This is a genomic window from Amycolatopsis cynarae, assembly GCF_026802195.1.
In the GTDB taxonomy this organism is placed as follows: Bacteria; Actinomycetota; Actinomycetes; order Mycobacteriales; family Pseudonocardiaceae; genus Amycolatopsis_E; species Amycolatopsis_E rhizosphaerae.
This window is the reverse complement of record NZ_CP113836.1, coordinates 1,590,951-1,617,571: the sequence shown is the minus strand read 5'-3', so window position 1 is coordinate 1,617,571 and position 26,621 is coordinate 1,590,951. Positions and strand designations below refer to the sequence as shown.

Here is a 26,621-nt window from a genome sequence, read left to right as displayed (position 1 = left end):
CCGATGACGCAGCCGGACAACGGATCGGATGGGTACACACCGCGCCTGTACGAGGCCGAGGTCTATGCGGGGGTCTCCGGCGCCAACGCCAAGAAGAACCCGTGGCTGGACCCCGACTGGCAGGACCCGACCACGGTGGCGGGCAAGTATTCGATCAAGTCCCGCCAGATGTACGAGGCGAAACTGGCCGCTGAGGGCACCGGCTACCGGCCAGGTATGGACCCATCGGATGTGTTCTACAGGTCCATGCCGCATGAGCAGATGATCTCGATGGTGCACGATGGCGTGAGCGCTCAAGACGTGGACGAAAAAGGCCTGGTCATCAACAAACTGGGCAACGCCTTCAAGCACATGTCCACTACACTGCAGCAGGCCGTAACCAAGGAACAAGCGGGCTGGCAAGGCGCCGGCGCCGAAGCTGCTTTTCAGTATCTCGGTGGTCTCGCGAGGTGGTCTGACACGGCGGGCGACGCCGCCTTCCTGACCGCCAACCGGTACTCGCAGACCTCCGCGGCGGTTGCGAACGCGCAGAACAGCATGCCCGAACCCGCGGGACGATCCGTCGCTCAATCAATGGACCTCGCGCGGCAGCAGTTCCACAATGGCAACTTCATGGACGGGATCGCGACCCTGAAGGACGCCCAGAATCAAGCGACGCTCCAGTTCCAAGCCCAGCAACAGGCCGCGGCGGTACTGACAGCACGCGACCAGACGCTCTACAGCACCGCATCGACCCAACCCATGTACACAGCACCCCCTCCTCCACCACGGGCTGCGACGGCGACGGCACCGACCGGGACAACACCCGGCCCAGTCGTCGGAGGCAGTGTCGAGTCAGTGACGGTTCCGGACGTCGGGCGGACCACCGCGGCAAGCGCAGGCGTGTCGTCACCGGCAGCCGGTGCTGGCCCCACTCCAAACATCGCAGGCGGTGCTGGTTCTGCCCCGACCGCTCCGGTGCAGGGCGGCGCTACGACGACCGGCTCCAGCCCGAGCTGGGGTTCCGTCCCCGGTCCCGGGACCGACGGGGGGTGGCTCCGGTCCCACACTCCCACGTCCGGCCCAGGGCCGAGTGTCGGGGTCGGGCTGATTCCACCGGGCCGGGATGCCGGTTCAGGTAACGACAGTGAGCGCGGCGGTTCGAGCCGAGGCAGTGGTGGCTCAGGCAACTCGTCCGGACGGGCAACCGGTCGAACCCCCAATGGTGCCGCGGAGGAAAACCCCGGGTCCGGTAAACGGTCCGGGGCGGCCGAACCAAGCGCGAAAGCCGCAGCGGAGGCGACACGCGCGGGCGCCGCGGGAAAAGCTGGAAAGACCGGGGTCAACGGCATGCCCGGCGCCGCTGGCGGCAAGAAGTCCGAGGAGGACAAGGAACGCAAACGCCCCGGCTACGTCGTGGACGGCAACCCGAACGAGACCTACGGTCTCAACATCGAGACCGACGAGCAGGGCAACAAGATCGCACCACCCGTCATAGGGACATGACCGCTAGGTCAGAAGTATGCCCCTGGGCCTCATTACCCGAAAATGCTTGATGCTGTCGCCCACACGCAGTTGTATACCGCATGACAACCCTGTTGCTTCTTGGCCCGCACCGGCGTGCGTGCCCATCCAGCGCAACCAGTTGAGAGGCCGCACTGGCATCGCCCGGCTGGAGGAGCGGATAAGGAGCCCGCCTAGCCGCGGTCGTCCACCGAGATCATCTCTGCGCGAAGCGCGCCAGCACTGCACGCAACGCGGGAACTCGCGGGTCTCTCGGGTCAAGGTCGGTGATGATCGCCCGTACATCCGCTGCCGCGCCGCGCACGTCGCCTGCCGACGCACGCAACGTTGCCGCCTGGATACGCAGTTCAACCACCTCGTCCTCGGCGGCGTCGGACTGGCGCATCCGGATGGCCAACACCGGTTCCAGATGCGCCAGCGCCTCCGGTGCTTGACCAAGCGCGGCATGGCAGATGGCGATCTGCGTGCGCCAGTGCAGGACGTCGGGGTCATCGTCGGCGCGCTCCGGACCTATCTCTGCGACCAGCCGTTCATAGTGCGGAAGAGCCCGGGCATAGTCGCCGCCGAGCAGCAACGTGTTCGCCAGTTGAAGCCTCGCACCACGATGCTCACCGGCCTGTCCCAGCAGGTTCTCCAGCAGTTCCGCAGCCTGCGTGAACCGGCCCGCCTCTGCCAGGTCGGCTGCTTCGTCGCGAGCACTGGCGATGTCGGCCAGGTTGGCTGCGGGGACACCGGCTTGCTGAGTTCGTGGCGTAACCGCACGTCGACGCGGCGCGAGCGGGTACCGGTAGGGCCGTGTGGGATCGGGCCCCGGTGTCGTCTCATCAGCAGAATCGGCAGGTTCCGGCCGCGGGAGGAAAGGCAACAGCCGTTCGTAGACTTCCTGCGCATCTGCCGGCCGGTTCTCCGGCTCCTTGGCGAGGAGTTGGAGCACGAGCGCTTCGATTTCCGTCGGTATGTCCGGCCGTAGAGACCGTAGCGGCGGCGGCGGTTCCTCGACGTGCTGTCGCATGGCCGGATAGGTGCCTTCGGCAGTGAAGGGCCGGGCACCGGCGAGGAGTTCGTGCAGGATGCAGCCGAGTGCGTACAGATCGCTTCGCGGGCTGGGCACACCACCGCGCACCTGTTCCGGTGACATGTAGGCAGGGCTGCCGATGGCCTCGCCGGTCGCGGTGAGGCGGGTCAGGTCCGCTTCGAGCAGGGTGGCGACGCCGAAGTCGAGCACGGTGACGCTACCCTCGGGCTTGATCATGACGTTGCTCGGTTTGAGGTCCCGGTGCACCAGGGAAACGGCGTGCGCCGCGGCGAGGATCGAAGCGATCTGCGCCGCCGCGGCCATCGCCCAGCCCATCGGCATCGGCTGGTGCTGTGCGAGGAAGTCGATCAGGTCGATGCCGGGGACGAGTTGCATCACCAGATACAGTTCGTCGCCGTCGGTTCCGGCGTCGAACACGGCGGGCACGCCGGGGTGCTCGACCCGTGCGGTAAGCCGGGCCTCGCGCAGAAAGCGCTTCACCATGTTGCCGCGATCCGAACGGGGCGGAAGCGCGTCGGACCGCAGCAGTTTCACGGCGACGGGCCGGTCGAGCCTTTTGTCGAAGCCCGACCAGACCTCGCCCATCCCGCCACGGCCGATCGGCGAGGTCAGCTCATACCGCTCGGCCAGCGTCCGTCGCGCTCCCATGGATCAGGCCACGTCCCGGCGGAGCGACTCGTAGGCGTAGCGGCGAGCGATGCTCTTGAGCGCCGAATTGAACTCGGGATCGTCGGCGAACTTCTGCACCGCCTTGGTGTCGTTCTCGATGCGCTCGTAGAGCTTGTCTTCGAACACCTCGTCGAAGACGTGCCCGAAGTTCTCCTCGTCGTTGGCGAAGGCGGCGGCCCGCACCTGAGGCTCGGCCATCGCCGCTTCGGCCGAGCCTTGCACGATGTCGCCTTCGCCGAGGTTACTGCCGAACCGCTCGTTGAGTTCGGCAATCAACTCGGCCAGTGAGGTGCGCGGACGCTCGCGCTGCCCGCCCGTGCCGTCACCAGTGAAGCCGGGCAGCATCTGCTCGCCTTCGGCCGTCAGGGCCAGATCGTGCTCACCGGTCTTCCCGATCCGAAGGTGGGTGAGGTCGACCTGGCCGAGGTCGATGCCGGGGTCCTGCCGCCGGTTGAGCCGCGGGATGAGGATCTTCCCGTAGACGTAGAGCCTCTCGAGGGAACGGTCGGTGAACCCGACGACCTGGGCGAGGAAGCCGTACTTGCGCACGTAGTCGCGCAGCGCCGACCGGAACTCCTCGGCCCGCTCGGTGTCTTCTTCGAGGAGCTGCGCGAACCGGTCGCGTGCGGGGTCGGTGAGCCGGTAGAGCTCGGCGTGTGCGCGGTCCCATTTCGCCTGGTCACCGGCGAACTGCTGGGCCCGTTCGTATTCGGCGGCGAACGCCTCCATCTCCGACTCGACGAGGAGCTGGTGGTCCATCACCGCGCGCTGGGCGTCGTAGATGAGGTTCGGGTCGGTCGGTGCGGTGATCGTCGCTTCGAAGAAGGGTTTGAACGCCTTCTGGATGTCCTCGGCGTCGTTGGCGAAGTCGAGCACGAACAGGTCGTCCTGTCCCTTTCTCGGATGCGTGCGGTTGAGCCGCGACAGGGTCTGCACCGCGGCGACGCTCTTGAGCGGCTTGTCGACATACATCGTGGTCAGCAGCGGCTGGTCGAACCCGGTCTGGTACTTCTCCGCCACGACGAGGATGCGGTACTCGGGTTTCGGGTTGGCCGCCGCGTTTTCGTCATCCGCCCGGGTGTAGGCGAAGGCCTTCGGCAACGCCGCCTCACTGATCCCGTTCAGCGCGGACTCGGTAACCGTGTCGGCGTCGAGGTTGTCCACCTTGAGCTCACCGGAGAACGCGACGAGCACCCCGCAGTCCCGGTAGCCACGCATGTCCACATAGGATCGCAATTTGCGGTACAGCTTGACCGCGTGTTCCCGGGAGCGGGTCACCACCATCGCCTTGGCCCGTCCGCCGAGCCGGTCGCGGGTGTGCTTGATGAAGTGCTCCACGATGATTTCGGCTCGCTGCTGGAGGCTGGTGGGGCTCAGCTCCGCGAACCGGGCCAGCGCGGCGCTGGCCTTGCGCTCGTCCACTTCACGGCCGTCGTCGCCGCCCGTGAGACGCCAGTAGGTCTTGTACGTGACGTAGTTGCGCAGCACATCGAGGATGAAACCTTCTTCGATGGCCTGCCACATGGAGTAGATGTGGAAGGGGCGCATCGTTTCGCCGACGCGCTCACCGAACAGTTCCAGGGTTTTCGGCTTCGGCGTTGCAGTGAAGGCGAAGTAGGACAGGGTTCCGTGACGGCCGCGTGCGAGGGCGGCGGCGGTGAGCGGGTCGCTGTCCTCGTCGATGTCGTCACTGCCAAGCTTGGTCAGCACGCGCTTGAGCGCCGCGGCGGATTCTCCGGACTGTGACGAGTGCGCCTCGTCGACGATGATCGCGAACCGTTTCCCCCTCAGGCCGTCGACCTTCTCCAGCACATACGGGAAGGTCTGCAGGGTGACGATGAGGATCTTGGTGGTTTCGCCCGCCAGCGCGGCGCTGACCTGCTCAGACTTGGAACCTTCGCCCTTGTCGCTGATCCTGGTGACCACCCCGGCCCGGTGTTCGAACTGGTAGATGGTGTCCTGCAACTGCCGGTCGAGCACGGACCGGTCGGTGATCACGATGACCTTGTCGAAGACCTGCTCGTTCTCGGCGGAGTGCAGATTGGACAGCCGGTGGGCGAGCCAGGCGATCGTGTTGGACTTGCCGGACCCGGCGGAGTGCTGAACGAGGTAGTTGTGCCCGGAGCCGTGGTCGGCGGCATGGCTGACCAGGCTGCGGACCGCGTGCCACTGGTGGTAGCGGGGGAAGATCAGGCTCCGGTCGTGGGGACCGGGACGCCGGCCGCCGCGCTGCGGCTGCCCTTCCTCCAGGTGCACGAAGCGACGGATGATGTCCAGCCACGCCTCCGGCTGCCAGACCTCTTCCCACAGGTAGGAGGTGCGGTAGCGACCGGGCTGGGCAGGCGGGTTGCCCGCTCCGCCGTCTTCGCCGGGTCCTTCGGAGCCGGTGTTGAACGGCAGGAACCGAGTCTTGTCCCCCGCCAGGCGGGTGGTGAGGAAGACCAGGTCGGGGTCGACCGCGAAGTGCACCAGCGCCCGCTTGGCAAACAGGAGTTCCCGCGGGTCGCGGTCGCGCCGGTACTGCTCCTTCGCGTGTTCCACGGACTGGCCGGTGAGCGGGTTCTTCAACTCGGCCGTGGCGACCGGGATGCCGTTGATGAACAGGGCGAGGTCGAGTTCCTTGCCGCGCTCGGTGTCGGAGTAGGCGAGCTGGCGGGTGACCGACAGGCGGTTCTGCTCGTAGCGGACTAGGGCGTCGTCGGCGAGGGTGTGGGCGGGACGGAAGTAGGCGAGTCGGATCAGGTGCCCGCGGTCACGCACTCCGTGCCGCAGCACGTCGACCGCTCCGCGCTTGTCGATCTCCTTGGCGACATGGCGAGCGAAGCTCCGCTGGGCCTCGGCGCTGTCGTCGCCGTAGTAGGCGCGTAGCTGCTCCCAGACATCGCTCTGGGTGGCTCCGATGAACGTGAACAACTGGTCGGTGTCGATCCCCAGCTCGCGGTCGTACCCGTCCCGCTGCCCGCGGTGCCAGCCGGCCGCGATCAGGGACGCTTCGATGGCGTCCTCGAACGCCTGCTCGGTGTGGACGGCCATCGCCCTTCGCTCCTTCGCTGTCACTGCTGTCACTGTCAGTCCGCCGAACCGTCGCTGCCGAGCAGGGTGTTGTTACGGGCGAGCCTCATGCCTTCGTGTTCGGGACGAGGTAGTGCGGGCCGACGAGCCCGACGTGCACTTTGCCCGTTTTGCCACCGGTGTCGTCGTAGAAGTACACCCGCGGCGCGAGCGGGCCACCACCTTCGCTGACCTTCAGGTGGGATTCCATTTCGATTTCGCCGCTCGGGTCCAGGTCAGCGCTTACCGGTAAACGGCGCCATTTCCGTAGCTTCTCGCTGTTCATGACGCTCTCGGATTCCTTCATGGCCAACGCCTTGGAGGTCGCGGGCCAGGCCAGCGGCTCGCCACTTTGACACCAGATCCAGAAATCGCCGTTAAAGCCCGTTCGTCGGGCTTTGGCGTACGCAGCAAGCGCTCGCAGGCCACGCCAAGTCGTGTTTCCCCATGCCGACGCCTTCGGCGCGGTGTCGATCTCGTCGAGTTCGCGAGCAGCGGACTCCGGTATTTCGATATCCTCGGATAGATACGCTTGCGCGGCGAGGACCGCTTCCGAGACGTCGGCAACTTTCTCCGGCAGCTCAGGTCGGGACTGTGCATCAGGCGCTGACCAGAAAAGCCCGCCGTTGCCTTGGTCGGTCAGTTGCCGCTGGAGCCAACTCAGTTTCGCCTCAAGACGTTCCACTTCGCGCTGGAGGCGATCCGTGTGCCCGAGTGCGTGGGCGAGGTCCTGTTCGACCTGGTTCCGTTCGGCGTATTCGAGTTCGAGCCGCTCCGCCCAGTCCTCCTCGATGCGGGACAACTCGGAGGCGGCGATCGTCCGGTCCGGCCGCTCGAAAACCCGGAACACCTGCGGGATGTGCCGCCGGGTCGAGAGTTGGGTGACGCCGTAGACGATGCGGTCGATCATCCGCTGCTCGGCTTCGAGCAGTTGTTTGCCCTGCACATAGCGGTGGTGCCAGCCGTCCTGCGGCGAGTCGAGGGGTGCGGGAACGTAGGTGCGGATTCCGCCACCCCACACCGCCAGGTCGCCAAGCTGCTCGCGGAAGGTTGTGACCGCCGAACTGTCCAGGGTGATCACGTTCGCGACTCCGTGGACCCGCGTCGCGATCTTCGCCGCCCAACGCTGCCATTGCCCCTCGGCGCGCCCTCCCTCGGACACGACGATGAAAGGCAACTGCCTGGCGGGGTTGCGGAGCAGTTCCACGAGCACCTCGGCCTCGTTGCCGTGCAGCGGCTGCACCCCGGTGAGCACCGGGGTGCCGAGGCGATGATTTCCAGGCAGCGCGAGGAGATCGTCGACTACTCGTGGCCGTCCTACCGACGGGCGGTAGCTGAAGCTCTTGGTCTCCATGCCGTTTTCGACCCAGGTGTGGATGGCATCGTCTGTGGCTAAGACGCGGATTTCGGTCTTCCACGTCGCCTCGTTCGGACCGCCGTGGCCCTTCGCGTCCACCGCCACGAACTCGAACCCGTAATGCGTCTCGTGGTCGAGGGTCCGGACAGTGATCTCCCGCTGACCCACGACGGCTTCCCCGTCCGGCAGTTTCGGAGCTTCATCGCTTTCGTGCACCCAGGCCGAAACGCGGTCCCGCGCCAGCAGCACGGCCCCTCGGCGATTTGTTTCGGCGGAATCCGACCAGATCGCCCGATACAGAGTGCTCATCCCACCATCCTTGGTCGCTTCGACAATCCCGCCGCCGGTGCCGCTGTCAGTCTGCCGGAGCGTCGCTGCCGGGCAGGGTGTCGTTACAGGCGAGCCTGTGGAACCACGCAAGCACCTCGACGAGCTGTTCCCGCTTCGCGGCGTCCGCGAGCAGTTCGATGTCGAAGCTCGGGCGCTTGTCGAGCTTCGACTCGGGGAAGTCGATAGCGTCGATCTTGTTCAGCCGTTGCCGGAACTCGTCGCGGAGGGCGGGGTCGTTGAAACGCGGCCGGGTGCCGAGGTGCTGGAAGACCACCTCGAACCGCCCACCCGGGTAGACGGCGGCAGGCCAAATGTCGCCGTTTGGCCCGGACTTGTCGCGCGACATGAGGAAGCAGGAGGTCTCGTTCGCGGTCCCGTAGTACAGGTGTCCGCCGATCCCGACCCACGCGTCGAGCACCTTGATCACGGCCCGGGCGACCTCGCGGCCCTGCCAGTCGATCAACTGCTTGCGGAACCGGTCCCGCAGGTCCGGCGCCTGACCGGGGGCCGGGTAGGGCACCAGTTCCGGTACCTCCGCGCCGATCAGCAGGGCGAGGTCGTCGGTGGTCCGGCGCTGCTCCGGGTTGGCCCGGCCGTGCTGGTCGAAAGTCACGCCTTCCGCTTCGAGCAGGTCTCTCGGCTTGTCCGTGCGTTCCGGGTCCAGCCAGGCGAAGTTCGGCGATACCTTGCCGTCGGACTGGAGGACGCGGTGGGCGTTCGGGATGGGTCCGACGGTGGCGAGCCGTTGGCCGACTGCGACGGGGTGGCTGCCCATCAGGGCGGCCAGGTCGCCGTAGGTGGTCCAGGACCCGGCGGGCAGTTCGGCGAGGGCTTTGGTCAGCACATCCCACGCGGGCGCCGACGCGCCCGACGCGCCGCTGTCCCGAGATGTCGGTCCAGGCCATTCGGAGATCACCCGGTCGGCGAGGGTGTCGGCGCGGTGCAGAATCTGCGGCCGCCCCCACCGCTCCTCCTGGGCGATCTCCTGGTTCATCAGCAGGCCGCTGGCGGCGAACTGGGCCCGTTTCACTTTGAAGGCACTGTTGCTGAGCTTGGCGTTGTAGCCGGTCAGCGTGAGATTGCCCAGGGTGTGCACGATCGCCTCGTGCACCTGCTGGAAATCCTCGCCCGGCTCCAGGTCCTCCGCCAGTGTATGCCTCCATTCGGCGGTGGGCGTCTGGGGCAGCACGTGTTCGATGGTGAGGGAGGACAGTTCGACCGGCTCCTTGCTGCTGTAGGTCTCCTCCAGCCACTGCAGCACGAGCGCCCGCTGGTTCGGTCGTCCGTTGAGGTAGTAGGGCACAGACTGGACCGCGGACCGGATGTCCCGGTCACTGGCGTAGTACTTCCGGCCGCTCGACAAGTAGTCGCGGATGGCCTGGTCGACCGAAACGCTTGGGTCCATTTCCGTCACCGCGGACAGCATGACGCGGTTGATGCTGGCGGTGGCGCGGCCGATGAGCAGCCGCCGGACGAAGTAACTTTCCAGGTAGAGCATCGCGGTGGCGATCTCGGCGGAGCTCGCGGTACCCTGCTCGCGCCGGTCGAGCAGGTTCAGCAGCACCGGGTAGACGGTGGTGGTGCCCCACGCGCCGAGCCGTTCGAGGCGGTGCCGCACCGCCGGGTCGGTTTCCCGTGCCGGATCGAGGATGGTCCGAAGGAACGCACCGAGCCGGCCGAACCGGGTGACCTCCTGCTCGATCTCCTCCTCGGTGTGCATCTTGTCCAGACGGCGCTGCTGACGAACGTAGGTGTCGGTCTGCTTGATCCTCGGGTCACGCTGGACCAGATCCAGCCAGAAAAGAAGTTCGAGCTGGTCACTGGTGAGATTTTCCTGCAGGGGCAGCCACAGCGATTCGTAGACCGCATCGCCGCGCGTGGGCAGGCGCATGAACAGGTAGTTGCGCAGCAGGTCAGCCTGAGTGAGCTTGAGGCCGGTGTTGTTCAACGACTCGAAGATCCGGTGTGCGTTGTCTCCGCGCTGCGCGGTCACGGACACCAGCGCGAACCCGGAGATCACCGCGTCCTCGATCCGCTCGATGTCGGCCGGGTCGCCTGGATCATCGGTAGCGGCGAGTTGGGCCGAGAAGAATCGGTAAGCGGCGCCGATGCGGTCACTGCCGCCAGCCTGCGGGGTGGCGTCGAGGCAGGCCAGGTAGGCAGCACGGTCGGCCTGCGTCGGCACCAGCTTGAGGCGCTGCTTTTCCGGCTTCCACCTGTTGGTCAGGTACTGCTGGTCGATCCGCTCCCGGTGCTCGAGACTCTCGTGCTTGGCACGGTGGTCGCGAATGGCGCACAGCAGAATGGACAGGGTGGTCAGGCGCTGCTGGCCGTCGATCACCAGGAATTCCTGCACCCCGGTCGGTCCGTTGGCCGGACTGGGCGCGAGCACCACGGAGCCCATGAAGTGGGTCAGTTCCGGATCATCAACGCGGTCCTTCGCCAGTTGGACAAGGTCGTCCCACAGCCGCTCAAGCTGGCCGTCCTTCCAGGAGTATGTCCGCTGATACAGGGGCACCTGATACTGCTTGGAACCCTCCAAGAGCTCCTGCAACGTCGTCTCGCGTGCCGCGACCACGTTATTTCCCCTTCGTTTCAGGACTGGACGCCGAGGCGGTGCCGCTCGGCGAGGATGATGCGTTCCTTGAGCGGGATGGCCTCGTCGTCGAGGGTGACCGGATGGTGTTCGCTACGCTCGCGGCATCGTCGGCGTACTCCTGCCACAGCCGGGCGGGGGTGTAGGAGCCGGGATCGACGGCCTTTTTCTGCAGTTCGACGGTCTGCCGCAGGGCGGCTGTCCAGGATTCGGCCAGAATTGCTTCGAGTTTGGCGAGCGCGGTGAGTGGCCATCTTCTCCGCCCGGCCGTAAAAGAACATGGCGACGCGACTGGTAGTCGGCTCCGACTCTTCCACCAGTTGCGTGGTGCGGGTGATGAACAGGTAGAGCGGATCCTGCAGCCTGGAGTGGGCGCTGTCGGCGTGGCGGGGCGGCGGCGTGGCAAGGAGCTGAGTCTGGCCGAGATACTGACGGTCCGGATCGAGGCGGACCCGGGTCTCCTGACGGACTTCTTGTGAAAGACAGCGAGCGGCCGCCGACACCTGATGGGCCGTCTGCAGTCCGATTCCCGGCACTGCCTCGAGTTGCTGGGGATTGGCGAGGACGACCGCTGAGACGCTCCGGTACCCGGCACCCAGGCGGGCTCCCTTGCCGACCAGGTCGCGAAGTTCGATGACTGGCCGGTCTTTCAGTGCCGCCCGCGCTCGCTGCTTGGTGAGGATGGTGGCCTGCTGAAGCCCGCTTTCGCGCAGGGCGTCCGATGTGGACAGCAAGGCGACGGCCCGCTGCGCGAACGACAAGATGTCGTCCAGTACGGCCCTGGCCGCCGCCCCGACCCTGCATTTGGCGGCGGCCGGGTCCTGCGTCGACTGACTGTCCGCCACGGGTTCCGTCGTGCTCAATCGATGCCCCCAGTCGCCATAGTTACAGTCCGGAGCGGGCGGTGGTCACGTCAAGCTGACCGGTCACGGCGGCGGTGATCAGCGCTTGGCGCCGCTCGGCAAGGAGAGCGAGTTGCCGCGACACAGGTTCCCTCATTGTTCGCGAATCACCCTCGATGCGCCTCGCGTCAAGGACCATACTACGTTGCGTCGAGGTATCGATCGGCCACGCGAGGACAAAATTCGACAAATCCTCCATTCCGAGTGTCCGTTGCGCACTATCGGAGGCAGTTGCTTCAAGTGCCTGCTTTGTAAAACTCTTGCTTAACATCCACTGACGAAGCAGTTCCACTTCCACCCCCGGTTTTGTCCTTACTATCGCAATCGCCCGGTTTACATTTGCCCCAACAACAGAAGGGGAGGCAATTGCGGCACGTCCTAGCGTTCCAACAACACTAACAAGGAGATCTCCTTCCCGAACAATTGTCGTTCGATACTGAGCAGATAGCGCCTTAGGTATACACAGAAGTTCTTTAGATCGAGCTTCAAGATCAGAAAGATCATTGACTCGTATGAAGGGAACTCCATCGTCCGTAAATTGGGGAACAAGGACTCCATACCTGGGACGAGCACGGAGCAGCCGCTTTAGGCGGGTCACCCTCATGTTCACCGTCGACGAAAACAACTGATCAATGCGAGCTTCATACCTCTCCCGCAAGACCACAAGCTGAGAGCATCTCAGCTCTATGAGCTGATCTATTTTCGAAATCTCAACGTCAAGGAAGTCGGCAATGCGCCGCTGCTCCTCGATCAACGGGACATAGACCTGAAGTCTGGTGACATCTGCAGGGCTGGCGCGTTGATGACTTCGAGTTACCGACTGAACTCGCGAATCAAGCGTTTGCCTCACCATTTCAGAACTAAGAAGATAGAAAAGGAATTTCGGTTCGATTTTAAATGGGCGGAGTGCGACAAATTCTGTTGATGCCACCGAAGGAACGTCTCGTTTTTGCGCCAAAAACACACGACTTTTCCGTGGATTCAACTTGCTGACGAGGATTTCGTCACCTTTGAGATGCAACTTCGCCGACTTAATGTCGTAACTCGACTCCATCCTTCCGTCGCCAATTTCGTCTAGAGATGGAATGCTGTAGTGGAAGACCTCCTTCCCAAGAGAAGCGGGCTCCACGACTTTCCGAACCTCTGAAGCGACCGACCAGAGCGGAACCAGGTTCTTGCTCACTCCGTCACCTCGCTCAGCAGACGCTGGATCTCCGCCTCAAGCTCCCTCAACTCCGCGTCGATCTCCTCAAGCGGTCTCGGCGGCACATACTTGTAGAAGTGCCGCGTGAACGGGATCTCGTACCCCACCTTGATCTTGTCGTGGTCCACCCAGGCGTCCGGGACATGCGGCAGGACCTCGCGCGCCATGTACTCGTTGATGTCCTCGTCGAGGGGGACGTTCTCGTTGTCGCGCAGGTCGGGGTCGGGCAGCGGGTCGCCCTTGCGGTCGGTCTGCAACTCGCCTTCCGGGTCGCTTACCGATACCGCCGCCCAGACTGCCTTGTCCACCGCCAACGGCAGCTTCCCCAGGGGAACCAGCGTTTCTTTCAGCGTCTTCGCGAAGTCCACCTTGCGGAACGCGGCAGGTTTTCCGACCAGCCCGCGCAGCGCCTCGATCAGCTTGTCCTTGCCCTCGTACTTCGCCAGCGGCTTGGCGAACTCCAGTTCCGCCAGCGCTTCCTCGGTCACCTCGAACCGCAGCTTCAACGGCCGCTCCACCGTGATCCGTCGGTACCCGAAGTCCCGCGGGGAGAAGACCTTCACCTTCTCGTGCATCGGGTGCTCGGGGTCTTCGGCGGCCGTCAGCGCCTCGCCGTACAACTCGGTGAGCTTGGCGATCGCCTCGTCCGGGATCTGCTTCCGCTTGTCGCCCAGCGACTTGCGCATCTTCTGCCAGTGTTCCCGCGCGTCGAGCAGGATCACCTTGCCCCGGTGCGCCTCGTCCTTCCGGTTGGTGAGAATCCAGAAGTACGTGGAGATGCCGGTGTTGTAGAAGAGCTGGTCCGGCAGCGCGACGATGGCCTCCAGCCAGTCGTTCTCCAGGATCCACTGCCGGATCTTCGACTCGCCCGACTCGGCCGCGCCGGTGAACAGCGGTGAGCCGTTGAAGACGATCGCCAGCCGTGAGCCGCCCTGCTCCGGCTTCTTCATGTGATGGATCATGTGCTGCAGGAACAGCAGCGAACCGTCGTTGATGCGAGGCAGTCCGGCGCCGAACCGGCCAGCAAAGCCGATCTTCGCCTCGGTCTCGACGTCGTCCTTGACCTTCTTCCACTCCACCCCGAACGGCGGGTTCGCGAGCAGATAGTCGAAGGTCTTGCCGTAGTGCTTGTCGTGGCTGAACGAGTTGCCGAGCTTGATGTTCGCGGCGTTCTCGCCCTTGATCAGCATGTCGGACTTGCAGATGGCGTAGGATTCGGCGTTCAGTTCCTGGCCGTGCGGCACCACCTTGGCCTGCGGGTTGTGCTCCAGGATGAACTCCTCGGCCGCTGTGAGCATCCCGCCCGTCCCGCATGCCGGGTCCAGCACGGTCTTCACCACGCCCGGCGTGGTCAGGTCCTCTTCATCCGGCGCCAGCAGTAGGTTTACCATCAACCGGATAACCTCACGCGGCGTGAAATGTTCACCGGCGGTCTCGTTCGAGATTTCCGAGAACCGCCGGATCAGCTCCTCGAACGCGTAGCCCATGTCATGGTTGTCCACCTTCTCCGGGCTCAGGTCGATCTCGGCGAACTTCGACGCCACCTGGTAGGTCAGCCCAGCGCCGTCGAGCTTGGCCAACTGGACCGGGAACTCGTAGGCGTCGAAGATCTCCCGCGCGTTGTCGGAGAACCCGCCGATGTAGGACTTCAGGTTGTTGGCGACGTTGTCCTGGTCCCGCACCGCGGCCTGGAAGTCCAGTTTCGAGGTGTTGTAGAAGTCCACCTCCGCGGCCTTCTTGAGCAGGCGATCCACGTTCTGCACGCCCTGTTCGGCCAGTTTGGCCTTGCGTTCCAGCACCTTGTCCTTCGTCGGTGCCAGGACGCAGTCGAGCCTGCGCAGCACGGTGAACGGCAGGATCACCTTGCCGTACTCCGACTGCTTGTAGTCACCGCGCAGCAGATCGGCCACGGACCAGATGAAACTTGCCAACCGAGTATGCGTGCTGCTCACAAACTTTCCCCCTTTGAGGACTACGTAACGGTGGTGTCGTCGTTGCCGAGGTAGGAATCGTTTCTACTCGCCTGGTTCGACGGCCCCGTCGGCGAGGCCGTCGATGAGTTGCCCGGCCAGGCGAGCACCGAGATCAGCGGCGTGGCGCAGGCCCAAGCTGAACGACTCAAGCTGCTGGAAGGCCCTGCCGAGCCGTCGTTGGCCCTCCAGGTCGAGCACGGGGATCTCCACCCGCCGGGCATCGACCCTGCGTACCCCTGAGGCCGTCGCGCCGACCGCCCGGGCCTGACCGGCGCCGCGGATCTGCCCGGCGAGGAAGTGGGGGTCCAGTGTGCTCTCGTCCACCCGGATCAGTTGCAGGTTCGGCCCCAGTACCAGGTCATTCTCGTCGATTACTCGTGCTTTGAGCGCGCCGTCGCCGGCGGCTACCACCGGCACCACCACGTCGCCGGGCCGCAGCTTCACCAGTTCGTCCTGGTCGTGACCGGCGTAGCGCTCACCGGGTTCGTCGCCGGTGATCACGTCCCGTCCCCGCAGCACCTGGGGGCCGCTCGCGTCTTCGGCCGTTTCCAACGGCCCAATCTGGTGTTTCAGCACCAGCGCCCCCGCCCGGGCCAGGTCCCCAATGGTGGTGAAAGCGCGTGCCTGGCGCCCGGTCTCGCGTACCTTCGGGATTAGTCCGCCCAGCTCACCGAGGGTGCGCTCCAGTTGCTCACAGGTCCGCTCGATGGCGGCGAGATCGAGTTCGACGACCGGCTGCGGCAGGTGGCGGGCGGGGGTGAGGTCGACGTCCTCGTCAAGCAGTTCGATCGGTTCGATCACCCGCCGTCGGCCAGGGACTTCGCTGGTGGTGCCGGTTGTGTGGAACTCACGCCAGCCGTCGAGGATGTCGTGTTCGAGCGCGTCCCAGTCCACTTGGCCGCGACGGGGTGGTTGTTGGTGGCTGGTGTCGAGGAGAAACACGGGGTCGGCGCCGACGGTGTCCGGGTTGCGCAGGATCCACAGGTGGATGGGGATGCCGGTGGACATCAGCACGCCGGAAGGCAGGGCGATCACCGCTCGGAGCGCCCCGCGCCGGAGCAGTGCCTGGCGGATGGCCCGGCCCGAACGGCGGGAAGCCACTCCTGCGGGAAGCGCTATCACCACCGTGCCGCCCGGTTTGGTGTGCGCGAGGCAGTGCTGGACCCAGGCGAGTTCGGGGTCGCCCTTCACTGGGAAACCGTATTCCCAGCGCGGATCGAAGCCGAGTTCCTCATGGCCCCAATCGCGGTAGCCGAAGGGCGGATCGCAGACGACCGTGTCGGCGCGCAGAGCGTCGAAGGCGTCGGCGCGCAGCGCGTCGCCGGTGGCGATGTCCACGGGGTTTCGTAGGTGCAGGCGCGCCTGTGCGAGCCGGGTCAGAGTTGGGTCGATTTCCTGACCGGCCAGGTGCTTCGCACCGGCTTCGGCGGCGGCGCGCAGGATGGTGCCCGAGCCGCAGGCGGGATCGAAGAGGGTGCCGGTGACCGGGGCGGCCAACTTGACCATCAAGCGGGCCAGTTCCGGCGGGGTCACCAGGTGCTGGCGCTGTTGCCGTTCGAACGCGCGGGCGCACAGTGACTCGATCAGCTCCTCCGGTGGCACCTCGTCGGCGAGATCGTCGACCACCTTCCGCAGGTTCCGGGGTAGCTCCTCATGAGCACCGTCGCGCACGTAAGCTGCGATGTCGGCGACCAGTTTCAGCACGTCCGCGTCGGTTTCCAAGGCGCGCCACACCGCCTCCACCGGAGCTGTCTGGGTGAGTTTCCCCTGCTTGCGCAGCCAACGCTCCACCTCGTCGAGCCGGAAGGCCGGAGCTCCCCCCGCGCCGACCACTGGCTCCGGGAAGTCCGGATGACGCCTGCGCCAGTTGCTCACCGCCGCTCGGCCGACGTGGGCCAGGCGCGCGATCTCCGCCGCCGTCACCAGCGTTCCATCTGACATGCCCACCTCCAGATTGAACAGGCGTTAGCCTAACACAGTCAAGTTTGCTTGTTGACTGTGAACATCAACGATGCTTAACTAAGCATCGTCAACACCCAGTCGGGTTGTTTCTTCCAGTCGAAGGCTTGCTCATGACTCTCTGCGCGGAACCCTGCGTCGATCTCGAGTCGCTTGCTCGTATCGCAGGTGACGGCGATCGGAACGCCGTGGCCCGGTTGCTGGCCGCCATCCAGCCCAGGGTGATCCGCTACTGCCGAGGCCGCATCGGCTGGCACCACAGCACCTACGCCTCAGCGGACGACGTCGCACAGGAAGTGCTGCTCGCCGTCTTCAAGGCGCTGCCGTCCTATCGCCGGAGCGAACACGGGTTCCCGGCCTTCGTCTTCGGCATCGCCGCCCACAAGGTCGCCGACTTCTACCGCAAACGCCAGCGGGAACCGGTCACCCCGGTCGCGGACGTACCCGACCACGCCGAGTACGACACCGGTCCCGAGCACGCCGCGCTGGAGGTCGAACTGCGGCACCAGGTACAGCAACTGCTCGGCACGCTGACCGAGGCACAACGAGACATCCTCGTCCACCGCGTGATCAACGAGATGTCCTCCGAGGAAACCGCCGCCCTGATGTCGTCCACGCCCGGCGCGGTCCGCGTCGCCCAGTACCGCGCGCTGGAGAAACTCCGCCGCCTGCTCAAGAACCGGTCCACCCCTTAGGAAAGGAACACCATGTCCCTCACCGTCGACACCACCCGAGTCACCGCCGGGCGCCGCTCCGACACCTACCTCGCCATGCGCAGTGTGCAGGGCGGACGCACCGTCTACAGCACGCGCGTGCCGCTGCTCGACCTGGACAAGATCCTCCCGCTGCCCGACCCGTCCCAGCCCGACCCCGACAACCGCAAGGTCGACCCGCGCCACGCGCGCTCGTTCGGCGACTACATCTCCCAGCACGAACCCTGGGTCGCGCCCGCGCTGCTCGCCCGCGACAACGGCGGCTGCACCTTCCAGCCCCTCGACGGCGCCGACGGGCAGATCGGTTACCTCGAAATCCCCTGGTCGACCGGTGCTTTCGGCGCGCTGAGCACCATCGACGGGCAGCACCGCATCCTCGGCAGCCACCTCGAAACCCGGCGACTGTCCGACGAAACCGCCAAAACCGAACGCGACCTGTCCCGCACCCGCTCCGGCGATCGACAGGCCAAACTGGAAGCGAAGCTGCACGACCTGCGCGGCCGCCTCGCCCGGCTGGGCAACGAAGCGATCGGACTGGACATCTACGTCGAACCCGACTCCGTGCGCGCCCGGCAGATGTTCGTCGACGTCGCCGACAACGCCAAGGGTATCTCCACCGCCCTGCGCGCCCGCTTCGACGGCTCCAAGATCGCCAACCGCACCCTCGACCGCGTGATCGACCACGCCCTGCTCAAGGGTCGTGTCGACCTTGAACAGGACCGCATGACCCGCAACAACACCAACCTCATCGGCGCCAAACACGTCGCCGACCTCACCAAGGCCGTCGCGGTCGGCGTCGGCGGACGCATCAGCGCCCGCCGTGAGGCCGAACTCTCCGACGAAGCCGTCATCGAAGTCGTCCACGGTTTCCTCGACAGCATCACCGAAGCCTTCACCGACCTCGCCGACGTCGCCGAAGGCACCCTCGCCCCCACCGACCTGCGCAGCCGGTCCCTGCTCGGCTCCGTCGGCATGCTCCGCGTGCTCGCAGGCACCTACCACGCCCTGCAGAACAAGGAGATCTCCGACGACGACATCACCGCTTACTTCCACACCCTCGCTCCGCACATGACCGCACCCATCACGGAAGACAGCCTCTGGCGCCACACCGAAGCCAGCACCGACTTCGAACCCCGCGCCTCCGCCCCCGTCATGCGCACCCAGAACCTCCAGCACCTCGTCACGATCCTCACCGCTTGGTACCCCAACGCCCCCAGGACCGACCGGGGCTGAAACCCAGGCTGCGAGGAACCCTGTAACAGCACGGCAGGTACCTGCGACTGGTCAGTCGCGAGTCGAAGCTTCAGGAAGGCAGTCGCTTGTCCGACAACAGTGATTTCGATCCGAACCTTGGCCTACCCATCCACGAGTTGCCCAACGGCGCCAAGATCTACGGCACAGCGGGGCACCCGGCATATTCGCCTGAAGCCATCGAGATTTTGAAGCGGCAGGGCGTGGATGCGTGGCACGAGTGGTGCCGGGAACATGCGCTTGAAATCGAACTCCACAAGATGAACCTCGTGTCCGCTGCCACCGAGAGCTCCGCCGACGAGACCACCGGACGCCGAGACGACGACTCCGGACAGGAAGATCACGACGCAGGGGACCGCGACGACGAAGCGATCGAATATGTCGTCTGGGCCGGCGGAGGCCGCGGCGACTACTATCCGGAAGCCGTCGAACAGCGCGATCGTCTCGCGCATGCCGCGCACACGGGGGACTGGGACACGGTGCTGGACATCCTGCGCACCGACAAAGAGTGGGTCAACGCCTCCCGGCTCGGCTCACAAAGCGGCTACGCCCCACTGCACCAGGCCGCCTGGCATGGCGCGGGCGAAGAGATCGTCCAGGAATTACTCGACCTGGGCGCCTGGCGGACTCTCAAGGCCGCCAACGGCGCCACTCCTCTCGACGTAGCCCTCAAGCATGGACACAACCATCTCGCACATCTGCTCACCGTCGACCGGAGCCAATTTCCGCCCGCGGGGGTTCTCACCGATATCCAGACCTTCCTCTGGGCGTTGATCACCGTCAGGACACGAGGGTTGGAACGGACCGAACCACTCACATTACCGCAACTCGATCCGCTGTTCGAAGCACCCAACAGAGGCCTTTGGTTCCCCGTTCCCGGAATGTACGGCGGATTCCGGCTGCGATGGCACAACCAGACTCTCATCTCCGAAAGCTGGTGCAGGGTTGTCGGCGGTTCCGAGCGGGTGCATCGAATCACCCAGGAAGGCATCGAGTTGCTTGCGGCGGGCTGACCGCGGCCTCAAACACCCCAGCCCACGGGAGCATCAAGGCCGCACTTCGGTCCTGAATCAAAGTTTTTCTCGGTGCAACCTTCCGTAACCGGGGCACACTGCACACCCGCCTGCCGGTCGGTTCATTAATTCGAATGGCGGGACAGTCTGCACACTGCGTGATCTTGCCCGTACTCTCGTCGCGGGATCTGATCGAAAAGCTGGCCCGAAACCAGCCAGCACGCTGCATCCTACCAAGATGGCCGCCACCCCGCCGGTTCCACCCGAACAGCCCACGACAGGCCGAAATCAAAAAGTACTGTCAAACAAGACCATTGCCATCTCAGCGGCAATCCTTATCGTCTTCGCCGTATTGATGGCATGGCTCCTCCTTCGCATGTACGGCAACGGAAGCCCGGCCAACCAAGCCCGCCTCGAGGGTATCCGTACCGTCGGTACCATCGTCCTCGGGGCAGGCGGAGCGGTGGCGCTGCTGCTTACAGCACGCCGTCAGCAAACAGCCGAGCATGATCTGGCGACAAAGCGATTCGACCTGCTCCTACGGGAGCAAGCGAATGAAGACATACGACACGATGCCGCCGAACGGCGAATTACGGAACTTTACCTGAAATCCGTCGAACAACTAGGATCCGAGAAGGCGCCGGTCCGACTGGCGGGCCTCTACGCACTGGATCGGCTTGCCCAGGACAATCCAAGGCAACGGCAGACCATAGTCAACGTCATAAGTGCATATCTCCGAATGCCGTACGCATTGCCAAGCCCGCCATCCCCTGCCGATCACGATAGCCGCGACGAGTACAAACACGAACTAGAGGAACTCGAAGTTCGACTAACAGCACAGAACATTCTCACAGATCACCTTACCCCAACCGGCGACCCTGAACGCTTTTGGCGTGATATCGATCTGAACCTCAACAGTGCCACATTGATCGACTTCAGCCTACGAGAATGCGAAATAAGGCGATCGAACTTCTCAAAATCGACCTTCACTGGTGAGACCATGTTTCTCGGAGTCGACTTCACAAGTGAAGCCAGATTCCAAGGCGCGACATTCAAAGGTCAGGCCTGGTTCAACAACGCAAACTTCGCGGGAGACGTTCGGTTCAACAGCGTCACGTTCGAGGAGGACGCAAGGTTCGAGAAGAGCACTTTCATCGGCGCCGTAACATTTCGTGATTCGATTTTTCTCGGTAAAGCGCGTTTCGATCAATCATCATTCACCGGGGTGGCAGTATTCACGGGTGCAAATTTTTCCAGCAGCACCAACTTCAGTCAGGCCAGTTTCGTGAATGATGCCTGGCTACCATCGGCACAGTTCGGCCAGGACACACATTTCAGTGGCACCATTTTCAGCGGAGACGCATGGTTCCACGGCGCCGCCTTCAATGGATATGCAACTTTCGAAAAAGCAGCATTCACCGGAGACATCAGGTTTGACGGAGCAACTCTGGACGGGATGCCATACGAACCACCTGAGCTGAATCCACGCGACTTGGACTATTTCGAGGAGTAGCCTCCGAATCCTGTTCACTCGACTCGTTGAGCACGTTGCATTTCCGAGCTGGATTCCTCGGGGCCCCGGTCACTCCTCGGAGAAGCTGTGGCTGGCGCGACGGTATGGCTGGATGAGGAGGGTCAATCGTTGCGGGGGCCAGAGGCCGGGGTCTTCGCTCACGCTCAGGTCATCACTGCGGCGAAGCAGCCAGATGTGCTCGTAGTCCCAGTGCAGCAGCAGATCCCCCGGAACGCGGTCCAGTAGTCGAGAAACCAGCCGTATCATATCGTTTTCCTGCTCTGACATCCTGTCCTCTTTGTTGAGGCGGAATACGATTGACACTGTTGGCGTGAAGCCAAAATCGGCTGCCACCGGGTTCCACGGCCGAATTCTGGGCTCGTATACCCGAATCCATGTTCCCAGAGACGCGAGAACTCCCTTTTCGAGTAGTTGCTCGACCTGCACCGACGTGTCGAAGATGCCGATGATCTGGCCAGAGTCGAGCACCTCGTGGGCGACTTGTTCTTTCGTGAAGCTTGTCGCCATTTCGAGGTTGTAGGCAATGGCCATGTGAAATAGTCCTCGGTGCTCGCTACGGGTAGATGTGGAGTATCGTACCTTGTCGATCGATGGCGATGACCTCCTTGAGTCCTTCGATCGGCCAGTCATGCAGTTGAGTACGTATCGCGGCCGCGTCCGCTGAGCTGTCGCTGAGATTGAGCACGATACGATCCGTTTGCCCATCGACAACTTTCTCTTCCATCCGACTGGCGATGTTGCGCACGTTGCTGGTTGTGGGCGCGTAGCAGTCGAAGATCTTGCCGTTGACTCGGTAGTCGGGGTTCTTGTCCCCCGGGATGGTGGGGTTTTGTTCGACGTCGTATCCCGCTCGGGCGAGGGTGGTGGCAGATTCGTTCTCGCGTTAGAGCGCAAGCTTCTTGGCGGCGCTCTCGTCGGCTCCGATTTTGGTGGGATGGCCACCGAGTTGGGCGTTGGGGTCTGGATCGCGGACGGGTTGTGTTTCGGCTCCGAGTTCGTTGCTGATTTGGGTAGCGTTGATGCCTTCGATTTCCGGGTTGGGGGTGTTGCTCATCGCGGCTTGGATGGCGGGCTGGATTCCTTGGGCGATGGCGAGGGCGCCGCCCGCGGCGGCGAGTGCGGGGATAGCGGCAGCGGCTGCCTCAGCGATGGGAGCGCTCAGGGCGCCTTCGGCGTCGACGCCGAAGGTTTGGAGTGCTTTGACGACGGCGATGAGGATGGCGTCGAGTGTGCCATCGGTGAGAATACTGCCAAGCACGAAGAGGGCACCGATGGCGCCGAGAGCCTCGATGGCGGATTTGATGGCGTCTTTGATGGCTTCCTGGGTGTGTTCGTTCCAGATGCGGAAGTCGACGAGGCTGTCGGCGATGCTGTCCAGGGCTTGGGGCAGGCCGTTGAGGATGGCCTGGGGGCCGGCGACCTGTTGCCAGAACAATTCGAGTTCGTCGAGGTCGGCGGAGGTGTTGTTGCCGAGCAGGCCTTCGAGATCGTTGTGCAGGCCGGTGGTGAGTTCACGGATGGCTCCAGCTGCCGTGTGGCAGGCGTTGGCGGCGTCGTCGAGGCGAAGGTTGTCGGCGGTGGGAATGTAGCTTTCCAGGAAAGCGGGCATCCACCACGGGGAGGGCCCGGTAAGAACGGCGAAGTCGCTGTTGGCGGGCCACGGCTCTGGCGTGACGGGAGTCCAGGGTGAGTCGCCTGCGGGGTGGCCGGGAATGCTGTCGTGGTCAGCGGACCAGTGGTTGAGGGCGGAGAGGTCGATGCCGCGACCGATGGCGCCGACCAGGTCGAAGGCGGTGCGGAACCCGTCGTTGACGACGGCGTCCATCGCGGTGGCCCAACCGTTCTGGAACTGGCGCGCACCGTCGCAGGCACCAGCGGACCGAGCAGATCCGAACTGCCTTGCTGGAGTTGAAAACCCTCACCGAGCATGCCGTCGCCGCAGGCGAAACCGCGCTCGATCCGGCAGAGTTGGCCCTGCACGCCGGCAGGATCCGCTCCGCCACCCAGGTCGCAGTCAACACCCTCCGCCACCAGGATGATCCGCTGGCCTCCCGGCATCGTGCCCTCACCAAACGAATACTCAACCGGCAAGCCGACTACCTGCGGTTTGCCACCGACTTCCGAGTCTCGTTCGACAACAACGCCGCCGAACGAGAAATCCGCATGGTCCGCCTGCGCGAGAAAGTCTCCGGCTGCCTCCGCACCCTCACCGGCGCCCACAACTTCGCCGCCATCCACTCCTACCTCGCCACCGCGGCCAAATACGGCAAAGAATTCCTCCGCGTCCTGACCGAACTCGTCCAAGGACGTCCATGGCTACCAGTCACCACATAACCTGACCAGTTACGTCGACGGTTCCGAGCGGGTGCATCGAATCACTGACGTGATCTCAACGACTTTCATTTGATCATTCGATGTTCAAAATGGGTCAGGGTGAGTGCGGCTTTCACGATGTCGCCGATCTTGCGCGGGCTGGTGGTGATGTGCCGCAGGCTGCGCCAACGGCCGGTGAGTATGGCGAATCCTCGTTCGCCCAGGCACCGCAGCCCGCGTAGTAAGGCGTTGTAGGTGCGGTTGTGCACGTCGAGAACGTGACCATCGGCGGGTTGTTTGATCGGGGTGTGCACGCCGATTCCCGCGCCGCCGTAGCCACCGTCGGCCAGGGTGGGCAGGTCCAGCCGAGAGGCGGCCCAGTACAACGCGCCCAGCACGTGCTCGCGGGCTGCCGTCAGGTCGTGCACCGATCCGGGCTCGACATCCGAGACCCACAACGGCAGGCCGCCCGGTGCCGACAGGGCCTGGATGTTGCCGCCCGGTTCGTGGGCCTTCCCGGAAAACCACAGGTCAATCTGTTTGCCTCTCACGCTGGTGGTCTTTTCGCTACACCGGTCGGCGGAGAAGATCTTTCCGTCGAGGATGACATAGGTCAAGCCCTCGGCTTTCGCCCGGTTCAGGGCTTCATGCAGGTCCGGGGCTTGCGCGGCGAGCACGTCGATAACCTCGTCCAGGTAGCGGTAGCCCGTGGCGCGGGAGATACCAGCATCACGGGCCAGCGCGGTCACCTCGGCGTTCTGGCGAAACCAGCGCAGGCCCAGCACCGCCTGACCGAAGCAGGTCAACGCCCTGGCGCCGGTGCGGGTGCCGCGTCGGCGGCGTTCCGCGCGCAGCAGCCGACTCAGGTATTGGGCCAGGTCGCGGGACACGTCAAGTGTGGCATGATAGGCAATCACGTGGAGTCCTTGGTGTAGATGGATCTTGTGGCGAGAACTCATCTACCAGGGACTCCACGCCCATCAGGGGCACTGTCCTATATCGATTGCTTTGCCCGTGTCGTCCGAACCCAGACACCAATCGTTGGTGAGATCACCTCACTCAGGAAGGCATCGAGTTGCTTGCCGGGCTGACCATGCCTCAATCGCCCCAGCCCGCGGGATCATCAAGACTGCACTTCGGTCCGGAAGGAAAGTTCTTCTCGGTGCAACCTTCCACGGCGGGCCGTACCACACACACCCGGCCTGACGGTCGATTCACTGCTCGGTCATTTTCGTGATCACCGCTGGTGACAGGCCCTTCGCGTCGAGCCGAGGAACTGACGCAGCGCCGGAACGAAATCCCAATGGAGAGTCCGTGCAGATGTAGCAGCGACAACACCTCGGTGATCTACGGGGTCTTGTGCGCCTACGGCGACACGATCGCCGAGGAGGACCGCACCCGCTCGCAAATAGCAGGGTCGGTATGTTGGTCGTTAACCTGCGGCGCGTTGACCTCGCCCCCACCCCTGAGGTGCAACCTCCCGCGCCTGGCGGCGCCCGTTGCAAACCGCGCTCGTCACGCTCGCCGACAAACCGGCCGAGGTAGGCGTCCGCCTCAGCCTGCAACGCCTCGGCCAGCATCAGATGCGCGCCCTCACGCACGATCTCATCGATCAAGACGAAACCGACGCCCGGTCAGGACTGCCGTCATCGCCAGCAGCAGGGTCAGGGACAACCTGAGCATGAGGTCGTATCTTCCCGGCGGACATGCGCGCGTCGGCCATGCTTGGAACCTCCAACCGGGCCAGTGGGAAAGTACGTGCCCCCAGCCATCCACAGGTCTCAAGCATTGCTCCATGGCCCCCGTCGATGTCCGTGTGGTTCGGTTCTGAGCGTCGGACGCCTAACACCGCCGAGGTCTGATCAGTTGATGTCGTACATCGACAAAGAGCAGGTGCGTTAGTATGGGTGCACTGCGGGATGGGGGAAGACTTTGTCGACGGTCGTCATTTTCGAGGTAGCCGGTCACGTTCAGCAGGCTCTGCAGCAGCCAGCCTTCCAGGTAAACGGCCTCATCGCTCTGGACGCGTACCCGTACCGCACCTTGAAGCGGGGCAAGCAGTCCGTGGCTGTCTTCGTTGAAAGAACCAATGATTTGGTCACGGTCGTCGCGCTCGGACGAGTCTTGCCGGGCGACCTCTCTGGGGCGTCCAACAGGAATTTGGAGTTCGACCTCTGTCGAACGGTGAGGCCCGGCGTGCTAATACCGTCGGATACGGAGGTGCACCTCGAGCTAATTAGTGGGCTGCGACGTCGCGCAACACTGACTCCACTTAAGAGCGACGAGCTATTGGGTGTGATCGCGAAGTCTGGCGAGCACGCTGCGCGCGAGGTGGAATGTCTGCTCAGTCAGATGGAGCCGAAGAGGGTCAGGGGCGAGGCAGGGTTTCTCCTAGCCTGTGAGCAGGACGCAGTCGCACTCTCCTTGAAAGCAGCCAATCTGCACGCCCAGTTGTCCAAGCTGTCGACCTGGTCGGCTGGTTCCCCGGACCCGCCGTTGATCACAGGCCTCAAGGAGGCTCGCGAGCCAGAAACGTTTTGGTCATGCCCGGACCACAAGGTCCTGTGGTCGCAGCGGAACGGAGTGGATTTCGGCTGGATGCGGTTGGCCCGGGAGAACAATGGATCGGGACTCGGAGTCACTTTGGTCAACGCCAGGCCCGCAGGTGGTCAGCGGCCCGCTGGCGTGACTCTCGTCTACTTTCATCCGAAGTTCCGCGCCCTCGCGTTGCTTCATTACAGCTCGGACCGAACATTCCCGGAGTATGTCGATGAAATCGACGCACTGTACTCGAGCGAGGGAAACCCCGCCGATCCGCGCCTCGCACCAAAGCCGGGGTTCATCAAGTTCGCAAAGACCAAGGATTTCGAGACAACAAAGGAACGGTTGCTCGGCGGAACCATCCATCTCGCAACCGATCTCCGAAATTGGGAACAATGGCGACACCTCCAGTTCCGCCCTCAACGACACCTGAGCAACAGCACGTTTGCAGCACTGCTGGGCGGCGGATGGCTCGGGGCTCGAGACGCTGGCTATAGCCAGGCCAGGGAAGTTATCGAACGTGTGCTCGAAACAAATCACGCTGCCGTAATCGCAGTGCAGGGCCATTGGGATGCGGCCATGCGACGGCCACCCTCGGACTACTCGCTCTTCTGACAACCGTCCGGCCGACCACAGTGAGTTTGAGGCTGACATTCTTGCTGCACGCCGTGAGCCA

19 protein-coding genes and 1 pseudogene are annotated in these 26,621 nt (G+C 64.1%); 7 read left to right on the top strand and 13 right to left on the bottom strand.

What is annotated here, in order from left to right; all coding sequences use genetic code 11:
* Positions 1–3: 3 nt before the first annotated feature.
* Positions 4–1,485 carry a hypothetical protein gene (locus ORV05_RS07890; RefSeq protein ID WP_268757787.1) on the top strand — a complete coding sequence of 494 codons (1,482 nt, stop codon included), beginning with the start codon at positions 4–6 and terminating at the stop codon, positions 1,483–1,485.
* Positions 1,486–1,699: 214 nt separating this feature from the next.
* Here ORV05_RS07890 and ORV05_RS07885 read toward each other — a convergent pair whose 3' ends face one another.
* From ORV05_RS07885 to ORV05_RS07850, 8 genes are all read right to left on the bottom strand, one after another.
* Entirely contained in the window at positions 1,700–3,187 is a 1,488-nt protein-coding gene (locus tag ORV05_RS07885) for a serine/threonine-protein kinase (protein ID WP_268757786.1), read from the bottom strand.
* Positions 3,188–3,190: 3 nt separating this feature from the next.
* Complete coding sequence (locus tag ORV05_RS07880) at positions 3,191–6,241, bottom strand: type I restriction endonuclease subunit R (protein ID WP_268757785.1); 3,051 nt, start codon at positions 6,239–6,241, stop codon at positions 3,191–3,193.
* Positions 6,242–6,326: 85 nt separating this feature from the next.
* Positions 6,327–7,925 carry a hypothetical protein gene (locus ORV05_RS07875; RefSeq protein WP_268757784.1) on the bottom strand — a complete coding sequence of 533 codons (1,599 nt, stop codon included), beginning with the start codon at positions 7,923–7,925 and terminating at the stop codon, positions 6,327–6,329.
* A 46-nt stretch (positions 7,926–7,971) separates the two neighbouring features.
* Positions 7,972–10,464: a GmrSD restriction endonuclease domain-containing protein gene (locus tag ORV05_RS07870; RefSeq protein WP_268757783.1), complete on the bottom strand. Its 2,493-nt coding sequence runs from the start codon at positions 10,462–10,464 to the stop codon at positions 7,972–7,974.
* A gap of 77 nt (positions 10,465–10,541) precedes the next feature.
* A complete protein-coding gene (locus ORV05_RS07865; RefSeq protein WP_268757782.1) occupies positions 10,542–11,405 on the bottom strand; it encodes a hypothetical protein in 864 nt (287 codons plus the stop codon).
* 22 nt (positions 11,406–11,427) lie between these two features.
* Positions 11,428–12,627, bottom strand: a complete 1,200-nt coding sequence (locus tag ORV05_RS07860; RefSeq protein WP_268757781.1) for a restriction endonuclease subunit S — start codon at positions 12,625–12,627, stop codon at positions 11,428–11,430.
* Complete coding sequence (locus tag ORV05_RS07855; RefSeq protein ID WP_268757779.1) at positions 12,624–14,558, bottom strand: type I restriction-modification system subunit M; 1,935 nt, start codon at positions 14,556–14,558, stop codon at positions 12,624–12,626. The genes ORV05_RS07860 and ORV05_RS07855 overlap by 4 nt, the downstream gene beginning before the upstream one ends.
* A gap of 105 nt (positions 14,559–14,663) precedes the next feature.
* Positions 14,664–16,562 carry an N-6 DNA methylase gene (locus tag ORV05_RS07850; protein ID WP_268757778.1) on the bottom strand — a complete coding sequence of 633 codons (1,899 nt, stop codon included), beginning with the start codon at positions 16,560–16,562 and terminating at the stop codon, positions 14,664–14,666.
* A 131-nt stretch (positions 16,563–16,693) separates the two neighbouring features.
* Here ORV05_RS07850 and shbA point away from each other — a divergent pair, with 131 nt between their 5' ends.
* The 4 genes from shbA to ORV05_RS07830 all read left to right on the top strand — a co-directional run bounded on the left by shbA (position 16,694) and on the right by ORV05_RS07830 (position 21,070).
* Entirely contained in the window at positions 16,694–17,275 is a 582-nt protein-coding gene (gene shbA, locus ORV05_RS07845; RefSeq protein ID WP_268757777.1) for an RNA polymerase sigma factor ShbA, read from the top strand.
* Positions 17,276–17,287: 12 nt separating this feature from the next.
* Positions 17,288–18,526: a DNA sulfur modification protein DndB gene (locus tag ORV05_RS07840; protein WP_268757776.1), complete on the top strand. Its 1,239-nt coding sequence runs from the start codon at positions 17,288–17,290 to the stop codon at positions 18,524–18,526.
* Between the two features lie 86 nt (positions 18,527–18,612).
* Positions 18,613–19,557 (top strand): ankyrin repeat domain-containing protein, encoded by a 945-nt coding sequence (locus ORV05_RS07835; RefSeq protein ID WP_268757775.1) that lies wholly within the window; start codon positions 18,613–18,615, stop codon positions 19,555–19,557.
* A 238-nt stretch (positions 19,558–19,795) separates the two neighbouring features.
* Entirely contained in the window at positions 19,796–21,070 is a 1,275-nt protein-coding gene (locus tag ORV05_RS07830; protein ID WP_268757774.1) for a pentapeptide repeat-containing protein, read from the top strand.
* Between the two features lie 69 nt (positions 21,071–21,139).
* Here ORV05_RS07830 and ORV05_RS07825 read toward each other — a convergent pair whose 3' ends face one another.
* From ORV05_RS07825 to ORV05_RS07815, 3 genes are all read right to left on the bottom strand, one after another.
* Positions 21,140–21,622: a SitI3 family protein gene (locus ORV05_RS07825; protein ID WP_268757773.1), complete on the bottom strand. Its 483-nt coding sequence runs from the start codon at positions 21,620–21,622 to the stop codon at positions 21,140–21,142.
* Positions 21,623–21,644: 22 nt separating this feature from the next.
* Positions 21,645–21,869 (bottom strand): CdiA C-terminal domain-containing protein, encoded by a 225-nt coding sequence (locus tag ORV05_RS07820; RefSeq protein WP_268759733.1) that lies wholly within the window; start codon positions 21,867–21,869, stop codon positions 21,645–21,647.
* A gap of 105 nt (positions 21,870–21,974) precedes the next feature.
* Positions 21,975–22,916 (bottom strand): hypothetical protein, encoded by a 942-nt coding sequence (locus tag ORV05_RS07815; RefSeq protein WP_268757772.1) that lies wholly within the window; start codon positions 22,914–22,916, stop codon positions 21,975–21,977.
* A 74-nt stretch (positions 22,917–22,990) separates the two neighbouring features.
* Between ORV05_RS07815 and ORV05_RS07810 the strand changes: the two genes are divergently transcribed.
* On the top strand, positions 22,991–23,425 hold the full coding sequence (locus ORV05_RS07810; protein WP_268757771.1) for an IS66 family transposase: 435 nt from the start codon (positions 22,991–22,993) through the stop codon (positions 23,423–23,425).
* 65 nt (positions 23,426–23,490) lie between these two features.
* On the opposite strand, the gene ORV05_RS07805 is transcribed toward ORV05_RS07810, so the two are convergent.
* The gene (locus ORV05_RS07805; protein WP_268757770.1) at positions 23,491–24,321 is read right to left on the bottom strand and encodes a transposase family protein; all 831 of its coding nucleotides are present in this window, start codon (positions 24,319–24,321) and stop codon (positions 23,491–23,493) included.
* Between the two features lie 303 nt (positions 24,322–24,624).
* Positions 24,625–24,868, bottom strand: a pseudogene (locus tag ORV05_RS36575) (IS256 family transposase); the annotation flags it as partial.
* Between the two features lie 468 nt (positions 24,869–25,336).
* On the opposite strand from ORV05_RS36575, the gene ORV05_RS07800 reads away from it, so the two are divergent.
* Complete coding sequence (locus ORV05_RS07800; RefSeq protein ID WP_268757769.1) at positions 25,337–26,560, top strand: hypothetical protein; 1,224 nt, start codon at positions 25,337–25,339, stop codon at positions 26,558–26,560.
* Positions 26,561–26,621 lie beyond the last annotated feature (61 nt).